Genomic DNA, 16,657 nt, shown 5'->3' with positions numbered 1-16,657 from the left:
CATCTACTACTCTACTTTTTTTCCAATGACAACATTTCCGTGTTGGTCTTTACCTGTAAAGACCAGTGTTGGATTCCAATTCTCCCAATCCCAAGCTGGTAATACGATAATCTCACAATGCTTTTCATCCAAATGAACTTTAAAAGTATTGTCTTTTTTATACTCCCATCCCCCTTCACAATTAGCAGGAAGAGTAATAGAACGTGAAGGAATCAGTTCATGTTCATTTTTATCCATCCAAATATATTCCCATTTCCCATTCATCAGACTTGGATCAACTGGCTGTTCCTCTTCACCCGCATATCTTTCAGGAGAAACGAGTGGCCAACCATCCTCAGTCCATACGATCTTTCTTACATGTAAGTAATGCCAATGAGGATCCTTCTCTCCTCTTGCGTGATGAACGATATAATAATCATTGCCATCTTGCAAAACCGAATTATGTCCCGGTGCTATCCAGCCTTCCTTATCGCCAAATTTATATCCACCTAATATCTTCATTCCCACTTCGTTTGGTGGAAGTTCTAAATTGGTCATTTCATTCCCATCATAGTCAAGATAAGGACCCTCTATGGAATGAGACCTCCCCACGCGAATATGATAATTCTTAAATAAGGAATCATAGGAAACGAATAAGTAATATTGATCAAATTCAGGATGATACACAATATAAGGTCCTTCAATTGCAGCCTCTACACTGGTATGCCTTTTAGCAACTAGGATTTCTTCACTTCCAACGCGTTTTTTTCCTGTTGCCGGGTCAATAGGGAAAACATATAACCCTCCAAAGAAGCTTCCATAGACTAACCATGGATTTCCGTCACGGTCAAAAGTAATATTCGGATCAATCGCATTTGGTCCGGGTACATCCTGCTGCGATTTCACTACCTCCCCTTGGTCCTGCCATGGACCTTCAATACTATGACTTGTTGCAACACCAATAAACGACTGTGTTTTTCCGAATTGTGAAGCGGCATAGTACAGATAGTAGGTGTCACCGAACTTGGCTACTTCCGGTGCCCAGAGCCCTTTCGCTCCTGTCCAATCGGATGCGTCACTCGGAATCTCATCAAATGCATGACCAACAAATTCCCACTCAATTAAGTCCTTTGATTTCCGTATTTGGATCCCACCAGTTGGAGGTCCACCATACTTCGCATCCGTAGAAAATACATAATAGGTATCTCCATCCATAAAGCTGGCTGGATCATGAGCATTGTTGATATTCCACTTACTTTCCTGGTGGATAATCGATTCATCATATAACTTATAATTGATTGGTTCTTTAGGAAATTTCATCACATTTTACTCTCCTTTAATTTGTTTTTTCCCCCAAATGGCCGTTCCTTCTTCATTCATCCCAGTAAACACAAGAGTTTCATTCCAATTTTCCCAGTCCCAACCAGGAAGTACTTTTAAGCTATACTCCCAATAGTCAGTAGGAGCAACCCCAGGATCATAGATAACTAGTTTAAGTGTGTTGTCACTAGATAGCTTCCAACTACTTTTTCCGCTTTCATCGTCTATCTTTCCATTTGCAAGGAGGGTTAATTTCTGGGAAGTTTGCACGGTGTCGTCATACCGCGGGAGAAGAATTTCCTCCCAATCCCCAATAATGTGTTTTTCTTCTATTTTCTGTTCCTTTTCACCCGCATATCTCTCTGGAGATACAACCGGCCAACCATCCTCAGTCCATACGATTTTTCTCACATGTAAATGAGACCAGTATATTTCCTCACCTGCTCTCGCTTGGTGGATTAAGTAGTAATCTCCATTATCCTCAAGCAAGCCATTATGACCGGTCCCAAGCCAGCCGCTATCTTTTTCAAAAGCATACGAGCTAACGATTTTATTACCGGTATTAAAGGAATCATCTGACGGATCAACCATATCGTTTTCATTGAAATCTAGATAAGGTCCTGTAATATTCTTTGAGCGGGCGGTTCTTACGTTATACGTATCCTCCAACCATTCATACGAGACGGTTAAATAGTAATATTCTGTGTCTGGGTTATAGATGATTTCCGGAGCTTCAATTCCATAGCTCATACTTTTCCGTTGGGCAATTAATGTTCCTTCTTCTGTTGGATCTACTAATCTCCCTGTTTGCGAATCAATTTTTGTGATAAAAATGCCCCCAAAATATGACCCATAAACCATCCAAGACTGCCCTTCTGTATCAAACGTGATATCCGGATCAATGGCATTTACCGTGTACTCATCACCTTCCTGCGTTTTAAATACAGCTCCTTCATCCTTCCAAGGCCCCTCTAAAGAGTCACTTGTCGCTAAACCGATATACGAGGTTCGCTTTCCAACTGAGGAGACGGAATAGTACAAGTAGAACTTATCATTCATTTCAACCACATTTGGCGCCCAATACGTCGTCCCGCCAGTCCATTCCCACGCATCACTTGAAACTTGATCAAACACTCGGCCGACAAACTCCCAGTGAATCAGATCCTTCGACTTACGTATTTGAATACCTGGTGTCGGTGGTCCACCGACCATGTAATCCGTCGAGTACACATAATACCAATCCCCATTTTTGATAATGGCCCCGTCGTGGGTGAAATTTGTCGTCCACTCCTCTTCTTTGTAAATGATGTCATTCATTACTTTAGGAATAACCTTTTCTGAAGGTGGAGAGGGAAGACTTAGCCCCGATAGATCATTTGTATTTGGTTTCATGATTCTAGGCGTAATCAATAGGGCAAACATTAGTAACATAGCTATACCTATTGCTAGATAAATTCTCTTTTGTTTGTTCACTGTTGTGGCTCCCAACAAATAAAATATGTAAAAAAATGCACTTATCCGTTGTATCCCTCGATAAGTGCCTTCCCATTTTTTTGTATTTAATTTTTCAATCAAAATATTCCCGGTATTTTGATTTGCATTTTTTGAATCAATGTATCAACCTTTTACACCAGAAATAGCAATCGATTCGATAATCTGCTTCTGGAAGATAATAAATACGATTAACATCGGTAACAAAGCAACCACTGATGCTGCCATGATTAATGGATAATCACTTTGGATCGCATATGATGCGTTAAAGTTTGCAATTACTAACTGCAAGGTTTGTTTCTCTGGTGAATTCAAGTAAAGAATCGGACCTAAATAGTCATTCCAGATCCCCATAAACCATAGAATTAATTGAGCAGCAACCGCTGGTTTAATTAATGGAAAGATAATCTTATAAAAGATTTGGAAATACGAGCATCCATCAATTTTCGCTGCTTCAATAATGGAATTGGGAACGCTATTCAAGTATTGTCGTAAGAAGAAAATCATGAATAAATTCCCAAAAAGACCAGGTACGATCAACGGTAATAAACTATCTACCCAACCGATACTTGAAAACATAATAAACTGTGGAATCATGAGCACCGGATAAGGAATCATAACCGATGCAAAAAGCATAATAAAGATCTTATTTTTCCCATTAAACTTCAGCTTTGCAAATGCAAAAGCGGCTAAACTCGAAGTAAAGGTACCAATAATTGTTACTGACAAAGCCACAATTAAACTGTTACCAATCCCCGATAAAAGTGGCCCCATATCCCAAATTTCAAGATACTTAGTAAAAGAGATATCTTTCGGAATCCATACAGGCGGTAAAGCAAACACGTCTTCTTTTGACTTTAGTGATGTGGAGAACATCCATAAGAGTGGAGCCACCATGAAAATCGCTCCAAAACTCAGGAAGACAAAAACAAATATATTGGTAATTTTATCTTTCTTTTTTTCAGACATTGGTTCAGCTTGCACTTCTTTTTTTACAACTGCAACTTCCATTGTTAAAAGCCCCTTTCTATTAGTCTTTTTTATTATCCTAGCGTTAATCCAAATCGAAGGAAGATTTTTCGTTCATCTTAAATTGGATTAGGGTAATAATAAAGATGAAGAGTCCTAATACCAAGGCCATTGCAGATGCATAACCTAATTGGAAGTTACCAAATGCTTTTTGCCAAATGTAGAAAACAACTGATGCTGAACTATACTCAGGACCACCAGTAGGTGTCATAACGTTAATCTCAGTGAAGATTTGCGCTCCACCAATAATATTTGTAACGATAATAAAGAATGTTACTGGTTTTACCATCGGAAGCGTGATATGCCAAAAGGCTTGAAAAGCATTTGCTCCATCCAATTTCGCAGCTTCATAGAAGGTTTTAGGTACACTTTGTAGTGCTGCTAAGTAAAGCAACATCGTATATCCTAATCCTTTCCACACAGCCATTATTATTAACGCTGGTTTCACAGTAGCTGTATTTTGCAACCAGTTCGGACCCTCAATCCCAATAAGATCTAAAAATTGGTTAACTAAACCATAATCTCCGTTATACGCCCATTGCCAAAGAATAGAAACGGCTGCAATGGAGGAAATGACCGGAATATAGTAAAGTACGCGGAAGGTATTTGTACCAAAGATTCCTCTATTTAGAGCTAGAGCCAGTAAAAGAGCTAACACGATTCCAATTGGAATACCTAGCATCATAAAGAAGGTGTTATACATCGACTTGTAAAAATACTCGTCTTTAAATAAATTAATGAAGTTTTCAAAGCCGATAAACTCCATTTGTCCTAGACCATTCCAATTCGTAAAGGCTCCGTACATTGAATAAATAAGAGGAACCATTGCAAAAATGAGGAATCCTAAAACTGGTGCTGCAATAAACAAATAGGCATATCTTTGTTCTGTGCGATACAGCTTGGATGTCGCTTTCATATTTCCTCACCCTTTCAACAAAAGCATGAATACACACGCCTTCTTTTGGTACAAGTAACATTTTATTAAAAGATGCAAATGATGCTATCTTATGATTCTAAGAATCTAGCATCATTTACACATGGTTAATCTTTCAACGAAGTGTTATTACTTACTTGCTTGTTTTTCTTGTTCAATTGCTGCATCTAATAGTTTTTGCATTTTCGGTTGTGCTTCTTTTACGTAGTCTTCAACAGTTGTCTTACCATCTAACACTGGTTGAATATTTTTGAAGAACTCATCATACCATTCAGCTGTGTAAGTTTTTTCAGCTGGGAATCCACGACCGTAGTCATTAATGATATCTAAGAACTCTTGCTTATTGTCAGGTTTAATCGATGTGTCAGCAGCCCATGCATCAGCAACTTCTACACTATTCGGTAATTGAACTTGTGCATCAACTAATGCTTGTTGTCCTTCTTGGTCAGCAGATAAGTACATCGCTAGTTCAGCTGCTTCTTTTGCATGCTTCGTTGTTGCACCAACACCAATTCCTAAAGATCCAACCCAAGCAGAAGATTCACCCGTAGAACCTGCAGGCCAAGGAAGTAAATCATACTCAAACTTTAATTGCTCTTTAAAAGCAGCCATATCCCATGGTCCAACTGGGAAAAATGCTAATTGACCCTTTAACCATCTTTGGTACGTATCTAATGTTTGTGCATCACCAATAGAAGGAGTAATTTGGTGTTTGTTTTGTTGGTCTACAAAGAATTGTAATGCTTCGATAAACTTAGGATCGTCGATTGTAACCTTTGTTCCATCTTCGTTAATCCAATCTGCACCGTTACTCCAAACAAATGGTTGTAATGCCCAGTTTACGTTAAATCCAGTTCCATACTGATCCATTTTGCCGTCGCCATCATTATCTTTTGTTAACTGCTTAGCAACATCAATGAATTCATCCCAAGTGTATGGCTTGTCTTTATCAGGAAGTGGAATTCCCGCTTCTTCAAACATCGTCTTGTTGTAACCAAGAGCGAAAGGTCCTAAATCTTTTGGTAATCCATAGATTGCACCTTGCCCTAACGTTTCACCATCAAAACGGTACTTATTAATCCCAGCTTCCCAAATGTCATCAATTTTCACGTCAGTTGACCCTTCAACTTGTTCCGTAATATCTAATAGTACTCCAGAGTTTACATACGCTTTTACTTGAGCTGGGTTATAGAAGAAAACATCTGGAATCTTACGTCCTGCGATTGCTGATTTTAGCTTTGTATCATACTGATCAGGAGCTGTTTGAACCATTGTAACTTTTACATCTTTGTTTGCTTCTTCATATCTCTTTACAGTAGCTTTATAAGCTTCTAGTTCTTGAGGATTCCCCCTAAACATAAAAGTAAGCTCAACCTTGCCATCACTGCTAGCTTTTTCACCACCTGAGCACCCACTAAGGATTGCACCAATCACCATTATTGCTAGAAGCATTATTACACCAAATTTTTTAGATGATTTAAACAAGTTAATCCCTCCATCTTCAACCTATTGTAGTTATAAAAGAATGAAATCTAGAAAAACTAATTGAAAGCGTAATCACTTTACTTTTAAAAAAATAATAGCTTATTCTCTGATTTAATAATAGTCTTTTTTATATGTACGTACATGTTAGGGAATCACATATAAATTCCTCCTAATAATTTAGTAGTTTCCAAGTAAAAACAATTGACCCTTAAGAAAATTTTTCTTTGAAAGCGTATTCTCTACAATTAAAATAGTAATATACCTGTTCGTACATGTCAATGTGATTTTTCAAAAAATATTTAGTATGTCCGTACGTGTTCGTATTTATTTATAAAATATACTTGTACGGAATAGTTTTTTTCCATTTTATTTGATACTATGGTATTATTAGATATATGTTGTACGTATAAGTTATTTCAAATTATGTACATCGAATAGAAAGCGGTGATACCTCAGTGGCACAACAAAAAACTAAATACAACATGGTTAAGGAAAAGATCGTGGAGTGGATCGAAACAGGGAAGGTAAATCCTGGCGAAAAAATTTACTCCGAAAATGAACTTGTGCAGATATTTGGGGTTAGTAGACATACGGTGCGACAAGCGGTGGGTGATCTGGTTCATGAAGGATTACTTTACAGAGAACAAGGTGCTGGTACCTTTTGTTCGCATAATCCTAAGCAATCGAAACAACAGAGTCAATCTTCCTCTTCTGTAATAAAAGGAAAAAATATTGGGGTTATAACTACCTATATTTCTGATTATATCTTCCCATCTATTATTAGAGGAATTGAATCCTATCTGACAACACAAGGATATACGTTAACTTTATCTTGTACGAATAATGATGTGGAAAAAGAAAGACAATGTTTACAAACCATGTTAGGCAGAAATGTTGATGGACTTATTGTTGAACCAACAAAGAGTAGTAACTATAATCCAAACATTAACTACTATCTTGAACTCGAACAAAACAATATTCCTTATTTAATGATCAACCAATTTTATTCTCAGCTGATGCCTCCTCATATCATCATGAATGACGAGCATGGAGGTTTTATCGCGACAGAACACTTAATAAAATTGGGACATGAAAAGATTATCGGTTTGTTCAAAACAGATGACCTACAAGGGGTTCATCGGATGCAAGGATTTATTCGAGCATTTCGAGAGCACGGTGTTACGTTTTTCCCTGAAATGGTCATTACCTATTCGACAGAAGATGTGAATAGCAAAACGTTGAAACAAATTGAAGAGTTTTTCTCAAAGGACGAAAAACCAACCGCCATTGTGTGCTACAATGACCAGCTGGCGGTAAGTGTGTTAGATGTTCTCCGTAAACTCGATTTAAAAGTACCAGAAGATGTATCTATTGTAGGATACGATGACTCATTCCTAGCAGAAGCAACAGAAGTAAAATTAACCACCGTCACCCATCCGAAAATGGACATGGGGATTGAAGCAGCAAAATGGATTGTATCAGCAGTGGAAAAGAAAGAAGTACCTCAATCGAAGGTGTATGAACCTGAACTTGTCGTGCGAAGTTCGACCATGGAGTTGAAAAAGACTAGTCTGATTTAGATGAGATACGAACCCTGCGTGATTGGCAGGGTTCGTTTTTTTTGTTATTGGGTTGGTGTGTTATTAGAATTGTGTGATTGGGGAATCGCAAGAATGACTTGGGAATCGCAAATAAATCTCGGGAATCGCAAATATAATTTTCAAATAGCAAATAAATCTCAGGAATCGCAAATATAATTTTCAAATAGCAAATAAATCTCAGGAATCGCAAATATAATTTTCAAATAGCAAATAAATCTCGAGAATCGCAAATATATTTCTAGAATCGCAAATAAATCTCTACAATTGCAAATAAAGCCTACCTAACTCCTACCCAACCGCTATATTCCGATTGAAAAATCCAAATATCTAGTCCAAACAACTAAGAAAAACCCTAAATCCGATAAAATTCACTTCATCCTGACGTTTTTCATTTCGTTTTTCCGCAAAAGAATTCATCCTGTTAATATAACTTCACCAACACCGCTCCATGTGGCGGAAGCACCTGTTCCATACGATCCGTTATCTCTCCTAGGTCCTGACCAGTCCACAGTTCACGTGCCTGCTTCACCCCAGTAACTCCTACTAGGTCAAGAGTTGTCTTCACAGTTGCCGTTTCATTACTTACGTCTTAACCCATCCCAATCATAACTTTTCTCATATACCTTTTGGTGGCCAACAGCAAATAACTGATAAAACGAACTTTGGAAAGTATCCAGAAAACGAAATCCATACACTTCATTACTCATCTATAAACACCTTACCCACAAGTTTTTTGTTTATAACCCTTTAAACATAATCCAAAATGTTTGCTAGATTGTGGATAACTGCTAAAGGCTTATGGTTGGTTTCCGGCTCTCTTTTCCGATGGTTAAACCAAAAAGATTGCCAGCCCGCTTTCGATGAGCCAACAATATCATTCTCCCATGAATCCCCTACGTATAATAATTCATGAGGCAATAGATTTACATGCTTTCTCACATGATGAAAGATATCTGGATTAGGCTTAGCTACCCCTACTCCATCAGATACAAAAATGAGATCAATTGGAATATGACTTTTCAGCCCTAAAGAAGAAATTTTACTGTGCTGATGCTCAACTGGACCATTTGTGATCATTCCTACGGTGATCCCTTTCTTTTTAATTTCTTCCAACAGATTCGGTACCTCCGGGAACATCTTAAGCTGACTCTGATTATTCTCGTATTGGTTTTGAAACAGCCGAGCTGTTTCAGAATCAATCGTTATATCCATACTTTTTAAAGCCAAGATCATCCTCTTTGTTCGCAGCTCGACTAGAGACATGTTCCCTGTCACATAGTCCTTCCACAACCAATCACTAGCCTCTCTAAACTTTATATATAATGCATTCATATTCAATTTTGAAGCTACTTCCGGAAGCAGTTCTTCTACCGTTTTTTCAAAAGGATATTGCGCGTCGTGTAAGGTATCGTCCAAATCAAAAAATAGAGCTTTAATCATCAAAATCTTCTCCTCTCGTCATACAAGACAGAAATTCCAGCTTTTTTTATCGGTAAGAATATGCTATTTTTATGATAATCCTAGAAAATAAGAAACTTGGTGAAAAAAATGAAATACGAAAACAATGCTTTTTTTAGATTGCTAGAAATTGTAACCGCTTTTTTTCAACTTAATATTTTATGGCTTTTATTTTGTCTTCCTGTTATCACCATTTTCCCTGCGACCGTTGCGATGTACTGTGTTACTCGACAATGGATTATCCATAAGGACTACAGTGTCTTTCGTTCGTATATGAAATTTTTCAAAGAAAACTTCAAACAAAGCTTTGTGCTTGGGTTGATTTGGTTAGTGCTCTCCGGTCTATTATTTTTAGACTTTACCTTGATGAATAGCCTCGGGTCTTTACAACCTATCTTCTATTCTATCTTTTTATTGATTGGATTTATATTTTTACTAACAACTATTTATATATTTCCAATGATGTCTCACTACCGAATGAAAACAATCAATATCGTAAAAAACTCATTTTTCTTTTCACTACGATTCTTCTTTACCACGTTTTTGTCCTTGCTATGTATTGTAGCTACAGGGATGATCCTTTATTTTTGGCAAATTACCTTTTTATTCATCTATTGTGTGTGTGCTTTTTGTATCAGCTATCTTTGTCATCGTGTATTTCAAAAAGTGGAAGAACAGGTCAAGACCTTATGATGTAAAAAAAATAACCGAGTACTTTTACGAATGTACTCGGTTTTTTATATTATGCTTCTCTTTCACGTAGCCTTTCCCCAGTATTTAGCTTTGGTACTTCAACCACCCTAGCCAAAATGATTGCCACAATGCAGATACAACCAGCTAGTAAAAAGGCAGAGGTAAATGGAAGGGACTTCACCACAATCGGTCCAACAAACGCAGATAACCCATAGGCTTGATACATAAAGCCATAGTTACTCCCCATGTTTCGTACACCAAAATAGTCTGCGGTAACGGATGGGAACAGAGCAAGAAAACCACCGAAGCAAAACCCTACTAAAGAAACAGCCATTAAAAACAGAGGATAGTTCATCATTCCTGTACTCATATAAAACATCATCACGGCTGTTAAGGCATAGATGGTGATTAATGTAGGTTTCCGCCCAAAGCGATCGGATAGTTTCCCCCATACAATGCGCCCAGCAGCATTAAACAGAGCAATCACCATAACTGCATTTCCTGCTTGTTCAAGTTCTAGATTTGCCATATCCACGCCGATGTCGACCGCAAAACTAATCACCATTAAACCGGAAACACTACCAAATAAAAACATGAACCATAATAAATAAAACTGTTGAGTACGAAGCATTTGTTTTGGTGTAAATTGATTGCTCGTATCTACAATTGTTTTTACCTTGCTATTAGATGTTAGTTGTTTAGGTTGATACTTTAATACTTGCTCTTCCGTTGGATTTTTCAATAACTGTGCCCCAACCATAACTAACAATAAATAAATGATTCCTAAATACAAAAAGGTTGAAGAAACTCCTGATAATTCAATGAGATACCCAATCAACGGTTTGTATATAAGTCCACCTAGTCCAAATCCTGCGACAGCTACACCGCTTATAAATCCTCTTTTATCAGGAAACCACTTTACACATGCGGATAGTGGACAAACGTAGGTCATTCCAATCCCAATTCCACCAATAACTCCATAGAAGAAATAGAGCTGTAAAAGTGAAGTTGCTTGGCTCGATAGCATCAATCCAATTCCGAGCAGCAAACCTCCAATCGTCGCGACCCACCTAGGTCCAATTTGGTCTTGTAGCCTACCAGCAAAAATCGTTGCAAATGCAAAAACAGCTATCGTTATTGAAAAAGTAACAACTACATCTTCCCTAGCCCAACCAAATTTATCAATCAGCGGCTGATTAAAAAGACTCCAAGCATACACCGCCCCTAAATTAATTTGAATAAGAACAGCCCCCAACACCACTAACCAACGATTCAAATAGAAAACCTCCTTAAGTTTAGAAAACTACCCATTAAAAAAAGAGACCAGCGGTGATGGGAACCCATCCTCGCTGGTCTCTTCTATACTCACAAACACTGTGTTTACATAAGCAACCAAACAAATTTAATAATTACAGTTGAAATGATTTCCCTTCCCCTTGTCTCATTGACATTAAAAAGAGCTATCATGATTTTTACTAATTATAAGTGTCTGTTTATGATCGGTCAAGAAAAATTATTTTAAGACACTCGACCTTTCCAAAAGCTCTTATTCTTCAAAATTTATCTCTTCATCCGGCTTCTTCACCTTCAACATACAAACAAACGCAACAAACATACTTCCCGCAGCAGCATAAAACAATATTCCAAAACCAAAGAGATCAATAAAGACCCCCAATGTTGGTGGTGAAATAATGGCCGACAGTGAAGAAATTAAATAGTACAAACCAGTTCTAGTTCCATAACTATGTTCGCTACCTGTCGAGACAATATATGGATAGGCATTAATATTAATACATGCCCAAAAAACTCCACCAGCTAATAAAAGGATACGAAGAAATAGAACGGTTTGAACAGTAGTTAACAAAAGAAACACAAAAATTAAACCGATGATCCCTAATATAATGATCCTTTTCTTTCCATACCTAGCACCTAGCAACCCCGAAGGAATGGCCGACAAGACAAAGCTTAATGAAAAGAAAGCTAATGAAAAGGCAGAAGCGCTTTTAGTTAATCCTAGTTCATTTACTCCGTATAAAGTAAATAAGGCCTCCATTCCTTGTATCGCAATAAACCAGAAAAAGATTGCAGCTGATAAAATGACCGTTGGCCGATTTAACTCATCTTTATAACTTAGCTTCGGTGCGGATGTAACTGAATAGAATAGGGCATCCCGTTTTTCTATAATATTTTTGTACAAAACCCATAAAGCCACCAAAAAAATCACGGAAACAGCTAAAAAAGGAGTTGATTCATTTAAACTAAACAAATAGGAGCCCAGACTAAACGCCAATATCGCACCGACTCCACCCATAAAATTAATAATTCCATTTGCTTTGGTACGCTGGGATTCTGGTGTGATATCCGGCATAAGTGCAATGGTCGGGGATCTAAAGAGAGCCATAGACAAGTTCATGCACAACATGCAAATTATTAATGTCATAAGGCTATTGTGAAAAGGGATAAGTGCAAAAAATAAAGCAGCTAGAGGTATTCCCACAAGCAAGTAAGGCATTCGTCTGCCATAGGTTGTATTCGTTCGATCACTACGTTGCCCAATATAAGGCTGTAAAAATAGAGCAATATAGTTATCAATGGTCATTAAAAAACCAATCAGTGCGGTGCTCGATAAATAATTGTCAAGGAAAAATGGTACAAATCCGTTATACAGTGACCATCCGATGCTGATACTAAAAAATCCAAAGCCTAACAGCCATGTCTTTTTCATCGTGTTCCACCAACCATTTCTTTTTAGAGAACATAATGCTATTATCCTATGTTGAGTTTTATGAACAATTGCTTGTTCAACATTTATATATTAAAAAAGAAAACACCTTGTCTCTTTGACAAAGTGCCTCACATTACTCAAAATCCTCATGGACTCGTTTTTCATATTTATAACCATTATAATGAAGAATCTTAACAGAAACTTTTACATTTTTTAACGAGTTTTTTTCTAAATAAAAGCGGTTTGTTGTTTCTAGTTCTTTATATTTCTTTGGGTTTGCTCTGTACCATTTTTCTCCTAGATTAAGAACATCTATCCTCTTTTCAATTCCATTAACATAAAGCTCTCTTACTTTCGTTTCGATATCTTTCTGAATAATTTCTTTTACCTTCTTAATAGGAACCTCTTTTAATTTTTCTAATAGATCCGCTTCTACTGAGATGTTCAAAGAGAACACCGGCGCACTAAGATTATCTTCATAATTAACCTGAACCTTAGGAGTAGATAACTTTACTACAGCAATTAAACTTCCATCCAATTCTACTTTTTGATTCATTGCCACGTGCTTTTCTCTTAACCAATTAATATAAACAGCATCTTTAAAGGGAATGGTTTGAATGTACTTTTGTTGTTGAAATACTGAATACCCATCAAAGTATAAGATAGGATAAGGTTCATCCGCCTTCCAACTTTCTTTATCAATACTCACAGTAGGAATTTTGGCCATTCCCATAGGCTCATGAAACTCTCTTAAGAAAAACATTAACATCGTCGGTCTAATCTCATTTTGTGCTAATTCGTATTGATTTTTCTTATAAAGTACAGTGTACACAGCAGGATAATTAAACAAGGCCTTTATATTTAGAAGATCTAGCATATCCTCTGATGTAGTAATAATCCGAAGTGTTGGCCTCAAGGATCGATTTCGACCAATTTCTTCAATTACCTCATTAAATTTGTTTTCAACAATTGCTTGAGAAAGTATGAGTGACTTTACATGCCCAAAAAACAAGGGAGGTTCAGACATTTTATAAAGATTGCTCACTGCCAAGTTGAGGGTTTCACCTTTAGCCGATGCCACAAAAATAGGGATCGGTTCAATAGGTTTTCCCCCTTCCTGCTTTGCCACACTTGCAAAATTCAACCCTTGTAAATAGGCCGTATACTCCTTTGTTTCCTCGTTATAATCAAGTCCAATGGCTACAATATAGGTTAAGTCTTGAATATTTTTTAAGCCAGTACAGCCTGTTAGCACTAGACAGCTTATTATGCAGATAGACCAAGCTCTCCTCATGATTGATCTCCACCTCTTGTTCTGTCATTAGGACTCGTGGAGGAAGTTCTTGTTTTGTAATACTGAGTAGGTGCTTTTAAAAAGGACTTAATCACCTCACTGAATGATATAGGTGCTAACGCTCCTAGATAAGGAGTACCAAATGAAGAAATGGTTGATAAATAAATAACGGTTAATATATAGCCAGAAATGACACCAAATAATCCAAAAAAAGTACTTAAAATAAGTACCCCAAACCTTATGATCGTAATGGCTGAACTTAACGATTGATTCACTAAGGTAAAAGACGAAATATATGTAATCGCAGCAACAACCAGCATCGTGGGAGAAGTTAAGCCTGCTCTGATGGCTGCATCTCCAACAATTAAGCCCCCAAGGACTGCTACCGTTTGTCCGATTGCTCGCGGCAACCTTACTCCTGCTTCATTAAATAACTCAAACAAAAATAAAATAACAAACATTTCAATTGGTGCTGACAAAGGCAATCCAAAACGTGAAACAGAAATCGTTGCAACAAGTAAATACGGAATCTGCTCAATATTAAAAGCTGAAAAAGCAATCCAAACTCCTGGTAAAAACCCTGACACCGTTACTCCTAACATTCTCATGATTCTTTCCATCGTTACAAACGTATAGCTAATATAATGGTCTTCAGGGGATTTCGTTTGTAATAATAGGTTGGTTGGAGCAATGGAGACAGTTGGATTTCCTTCTACTAAAAGAGCAAATCGACCTTGGATCAAAGCCTGAACGATAAAGTCTGGCCGGCCTGTATAGTCCATACTTGGGAGAACCGAATACGGTCGATCACGAATCAATGACTCCAAATCGTAAATACTCGTCAATACATCAATCTCTATCTTATCTAGTCGGGTATGAACTTCTTCAAGTACCCTTTTGTCTATAATATCTTCTATATACATTAGAACTACTTTGGTATTGCTTCTTGTACCCATTGTATATTTTTCGACACATAAAGAAGACGTATTAAGTCTCCGACGAACTAGTGAAATGTTTGTCTTTAAATCCTCAACAAAACCATCCTTTGGTCCTCTAATGGAGGTTTCAAGCGCCGATTCCTCAGGCTGTCTTTTTGGAAAATCGCCCGCTTGAATACTTAATAACTCACTTTGAAAATCAAATAGCACATATCCTTCAAATAGAAGTTGTAACAAATCATCAGTTGATTTATCAGTCACATTTTCCGCCTGAAACAAGGAAATTAATTTTGCTTTCACTACGCCTTTCTCGTGACCGCTTATTCTTGGTAATATATATTGATCTAAATATTGATTATCAACTAACGATTCAAAAAAGATAAACTTAAACTTCTCAGCGTCTTGACCATGTTCCTTACATAATAGATCTTCACTTTTTTTCAACTTCTCTGTGATGAGGCTAGTTTTATCCTTTGATGGTTTATGAAGAACTGGATCCGAGTTCATTTTCCTTCTCATGTCGTTTATCCCTCTTCTTTAAGACAAAAATAATAAAAGCTGACAGTAAAATCTGTAGTAGAAAAAAAGCTAGGGTTATTGGTAGGACATATTCATAAATGATTTGATAGAAAGTGAATGATTCAACCTTTATCAAAGTAACTCCTAATAAGAAGAGATACATCATACCTACAAGCTTGGGATTCAGTCGATACTCACGCCTTTTTCGTGATAAAGAATGCCCTAAGAGGTACATAAATAATCCAATTCTTATAAGTGCACCACTTAACCATTGGTACAGAGCAAAGAAGTCCAGATTTGCTATATATTCACCAATATTCAATACTCTCCACTGTTCATAGGCTGGATAGCGAAAGTTCACTGACTCAACTACACCAAATTCCATAATAGAGGCTGAGAGTGGACCAAAAATCAATCCCGTTAATACGGTCATTAATATCAGTAGTTGTTTAAATGTAATGGGTTCTTGTGAGAAAGGTTGTAACAAAACCACAATATATAGTTCTAATAGTCCCGCAAGAACATAGATTGTTCCTCTAAACAAAGGAATATATCCATCTGTTAATACAGGGAATAGAAGGGTTGGGTCCTTAAAGCTCGTATTGGTAAATGCAATAAAGAATCCTAGCATTACCACAATAGGTAACAATAATCCACTTGCTATAGCCATGGTTTTTATACCAGATAGTGTAACGATGCAGCATACAATAATTAGTACGATATTGATCATCATGATAGGTGCTTCAGCTAGAAAATAGGCACTTAACCAGATCATCAAGTCTCTAAAGGTTACATACGAGCTAATAAGTAAAAATAAAAAAACAGGAGCTAGTAATAAATAATAAAAAATGGGTCCAAATCGGTGTCGGACCATATGAAAAAACCCCTCATTTGGGCTATTTTTTACGATGTAGTAAATTAACCAAAGGAAACTCATGGCTATCGGGTACGCAACAATCACACTTAACCAACTATCCCTCCCGGCAGCTGTCAATAAATTCGGAATGAGTAAGACATGGTTAAGCAAACCAGTTGATAGGATTAGTAATAGAAATAATTGTCTTGGTAGTAATATCTTCACTAGGCTTTGCATGTATTTCTCCTATTTGGCAGTTTTATTATTAAAATCACCTAAGCTTCAGTTTTTTATGTTGTAAACAGTTGAATAAAAATAAAAAACACCTTGTCTAT

The 16,657-nt window shown here is 37.1% G+C and carries 14 protein-coding genes and 1 pseudogene; 2 read left to right on the top strand and 13 right to left on the bottom strand.

Annotation, left to right across the window (positions count from 1 at the left end):
- Window positions 1-6 precede the first annotated feature (6 nt).
- The 5 genes from ACVBAX_RS12235 to ACVBAX_RS12215 all read right to left on the bottom strand — a co-directional run bounded on the left by ACVBAX_RS12235 (window position 7) and on the right by ACVBAX_RS12215 (window position 6,205).
- Window positions 7-1,299: a family 43 glycosylhydrolase gene (locus ACVBAX_RS12235; protein ID WP_447117363.1), complete on the bottom strand. Its 1,293-nt coding sequence runs from the start codon at window positions 1,297-1,299 to the stop codon at window positions 7-9.
- 6 nt (window positions 1,300-1,305) lie between these two features.
- Window positions 1,306-2,772, bottom strand: a complete 1,467-nt coding sequence (locus tag ACVBAX_RS12230; RefSeq protein ID WP_447117273.1) for a family 43 glycosylhydrolase — start codon at window positions 2,770-2,772, stop codon at window positions 1,306-1,308.
- Between the two features lie 144 nt (window positions 2,773-2,916).
- Window positions 2,917-3,759, bottom strand: coding sequence for a carbohydrate ABC transporter permease (locus ACVBAX_RS12225; RefSeq protein WP_430776441.1), 843 nt, complete (start codon window positions 3,757-3,759; stop codon window positions 2,917-2,919).
- Window positions 3,760-3,844: 85 nt separating this feature from the next.
- Window positions 3,845-4,735 (bottom strand): carbohydrate ABC transporter permease, encoded by an 891-nt coding sequence (locus ACVBAX_RS12220; RefSeq protein WP_066054332.1) that lies wholly within the window; start codon window positions 4,733-4,735, stop codon window positions 3,845-3,847.
- A gap of 147 nt (window positions 4,736-4,882) precedes the next feature.
- Complete coding sequence (locus ACVBAX_RS12215; RefSeq protein ID WP_447117362.1) at window positions 4,883-6,205, bottom strand: ABC transporter substrate-binding protein; 1,323 nt, start codon at window positions 6,203-6,205, stop codon at window positions 4,883-4,885.
- Between the two features lie 515 nt (window positions 6,206-6,720).
- On the opposite strand from ACVBAX_RS12215, the gene ACVBAX_RS12210 reads away from it, so the two are divergent.
- A complete protein-coding gene (locus tag ACVBAX_RS12210) occupies window positions 6,721-7,818 on the top strand; it encodes a substrate-binding domain-containing protein (RefSeq protein ID WP_447117361.1) in 1,098 nt (365 codons plus the stop codon).
- Window positions 7,819-8,260: 442 nt separating this feature from the next.
- On the opposite strand, the pseudogene ACVBAX_RS12205 reads toward ACVBAX_RS12210, so the two are convergent.
- The 3 genes and pseudogenes from ACVBAX_RS12205 to ACVBAX_RS12195 all read right to left on the bottom strand — a co-directional run.
- Window positions 8,261-8,407, bottom strand: a pseudogene (locus ACVBAX_RS12205) (alpha-galactosidase); the annotation flags it as partial.
- A 10-nt stretch (window positions 8,408-8,417) separates the two neighbouring features.
- Window positions 8,418-8,546 (bottom strand): hypothetical protein, encoded by a 129-nt coding sequence (locus ACVBAX_RS12200; RefSeq protein ID WP_447117272.1) that lies wholly within the window; start codon window positions 8,544-8,546, stop codon window positions 8,418-8,420.
- 40 nt (window positions 8,547-8,586) lie between these two features.
- On the bottom strand, window positions 8,587-9,279 hold the full coding sequence (locus ACVBAX_RS12195) for an HAD family hydrolase (RefSeq protein WP_447117271.1): 693 nt from the start codon (window positions 9,277-9,279) through the stop codon (window positions 8,587-8,589).
- A 108-nt stretch (window positions 9,280-9,387) separates the two neighbouring features.
- On the opposite strand from ACVBAX_RS12195, the gene ACVBAX_RS12190 reads away from it, so the two are divergent.
- Complete coding sequence (locus ACVBAX_RS12190) at window positions 9,388-9,990, top strand: YesL family protein (RefSeq protein ID WP_447117270.1); 603 nt, start codon at window positions 9,388-9,390, stop codon at window positions 9,988-9,990.
- Between the two features lie 49 nt (window positions 9,991-10,039).
- Here the strand turns inward: ACVBAX_RS12190 and ACVBAX_RS12185 are convergent, their stop codons facing one another.
- The 5 genes from ACVBAX_RS12185 to ACVBAX_RS12165 form a co-directional block, all read right to left on the bottom strand.
- A complete protein-coding gene (locus ACVBAX_RS12185; protein ID WP_447117269.1) occupies window positions 10,040-11,266 on the bottom strand; it encodes an L-lactate MFS transporter in 1,227 nt (408 codons plus the stop codon).
- 270 nt (window positions 11,267-11,536) lie between these two features.
- Window positions 11,537-12,715, bottom strand: a complete 1,179-nt coding sequence (locus ACVBAX_RS12180; protein ID WP_447117267.1) for an SLC45 family MFS transporter — start codon at window positions 12,713-12,715, stop codon at window positions 11,537-11,539.
- A gap of 133 nt (window positions 12,716-12,848) precedes the next feature.
- Window positions 12,849-14,009: a Ger(x)C family spore germination protein gene (locus tag ACVBAX_RS12175; RefSeq protein ID WP_447117266.1), complete on the bottom strand. Its 1,161-nt coding sequence runs from the start codon at window positions 14,007-14,009 to the stop codon at window positions 12,849-12,851.
- Window positions 14,006-15,466, bottom strand: a complete 1,461-nt coding sequence (locus ACVBAX_RS12170; protein ID WP_447117265.1) for a spore germination protein — start codon at window positions 15,464-15,466, stop codon at window positions 14,006-14,008. Before ACVBAX_RS12170 ends, ACVBAX_RS12175 begins: the two co-directional genes overlap by 4 nt.
- Window positions 15,429-16,559 carry a GerAB/ArcD/ProY family transporter gene (locus ACVBAX_RS12165; protein ID WP_447117264.1) on the bottom strand — a complete coding sequence of 377 codons (1,131 nt, stop codon included), beginning with the start codon at window positions 16,557-16,559 and terminating at the stop codon, window positions 15,429-15,431. Before ACVBAX_RS12165 ends, ACVBAX_RS12170 begins: the two co-directional genes overlap by 38 nt.
- Window positions 16,560-16,657: the final 98 nt, after the last annotated feature.

Source organism: Robertmurraya sp. GLU-23 (assembly GCF_052983275.1).
This window is presented reverse-complemented; position numbering and strand designations above follow the sequence as displayed.

Coding starts and splice junctions, on each gene's coding strand:
- ACVBAX_RS12190 (WP_447117270.1), top strand. CDS start 9,388: ATGAAATACGAAAACAATGCTTTTTTTAGATTGCTAGAAATTGTAACC.
- ACVBAX_RS12220 (WP_066054332.1), bottom strand. CDS start 4,735: ATGAAAGCGACATCCAAGCTGTATCGCACAGAACAAAGATATGCCTAT.
- ACVBAX_RS12200 (WP_447117272.1), bottom strand. CDS start 8,546: ATGAGTAATGAAGTGTATGGATTTCGTTTTCTGGATACTTTCCAAAGT.
- ACVBAX_RS12165 (WP_447117264.1), bottom strand. CDS start 16,559: ATGCAAAGCCTAGTGAAGATATTACTACCAAGACAATTATTTCTATTA.
- ACVBAX_RS12195 (WP_447117271.1), bottom strand. CDS start 9,279: ATGATTAAAGCTCTATTTTTTGATTTGGACGATACCTTACACGACGCG.
- ACVBAX_RS12170 (WP_447117265.1), bottom strand. CDS start 15,466: ATGAGAAGGAAAATGAACTCGGATCCAGTTCTTCATAAACCATCAAAG.
- ACVBAX_RS12175 (WP_447117266.1), bottom strand. CDS start 14,009: ATGAGGAGAGCTTGGTCTATCTGCATAATAAGCTGTCTAGTGCTAACA.
- ACVBAX_RS12180 (WP_447117267.1), bottom strand. CDS start 12,715: ATGAAAAAGACATGGCTGTTAGGCTTTGGATTTTTTAGTATCAGCATC.
- ACVBAX_RS12215 (WP_447117362.1), bottom strand. CDS start 6,205: ATGCTTCTAGCAATAATGGTGATTGGTGCAATCCTTAGTGGGTGCTCA.
- ACVBAX_RS12210 (WP_447117361.1), top strand. CDS start 6,721: ATGGTTAAGGAAAAGATCGTGGAGTGGATCGAAACAGGGAAGGTAAAT.
- ACVBAX_RS12235 (WP_447117363.1), bottom strand. CDS start 1,299: ATGAAATTTCCTAAAGAACCAATCAATTATAAGTTATATGATGAATCG.
- ACVBAX_RS12225 (WP_430776441.1), bottom strand. CDS start 3,759: ATGTCTGAAAAAAAGAAAGATAAAATTACCAATATATTTGTTTTTGTC.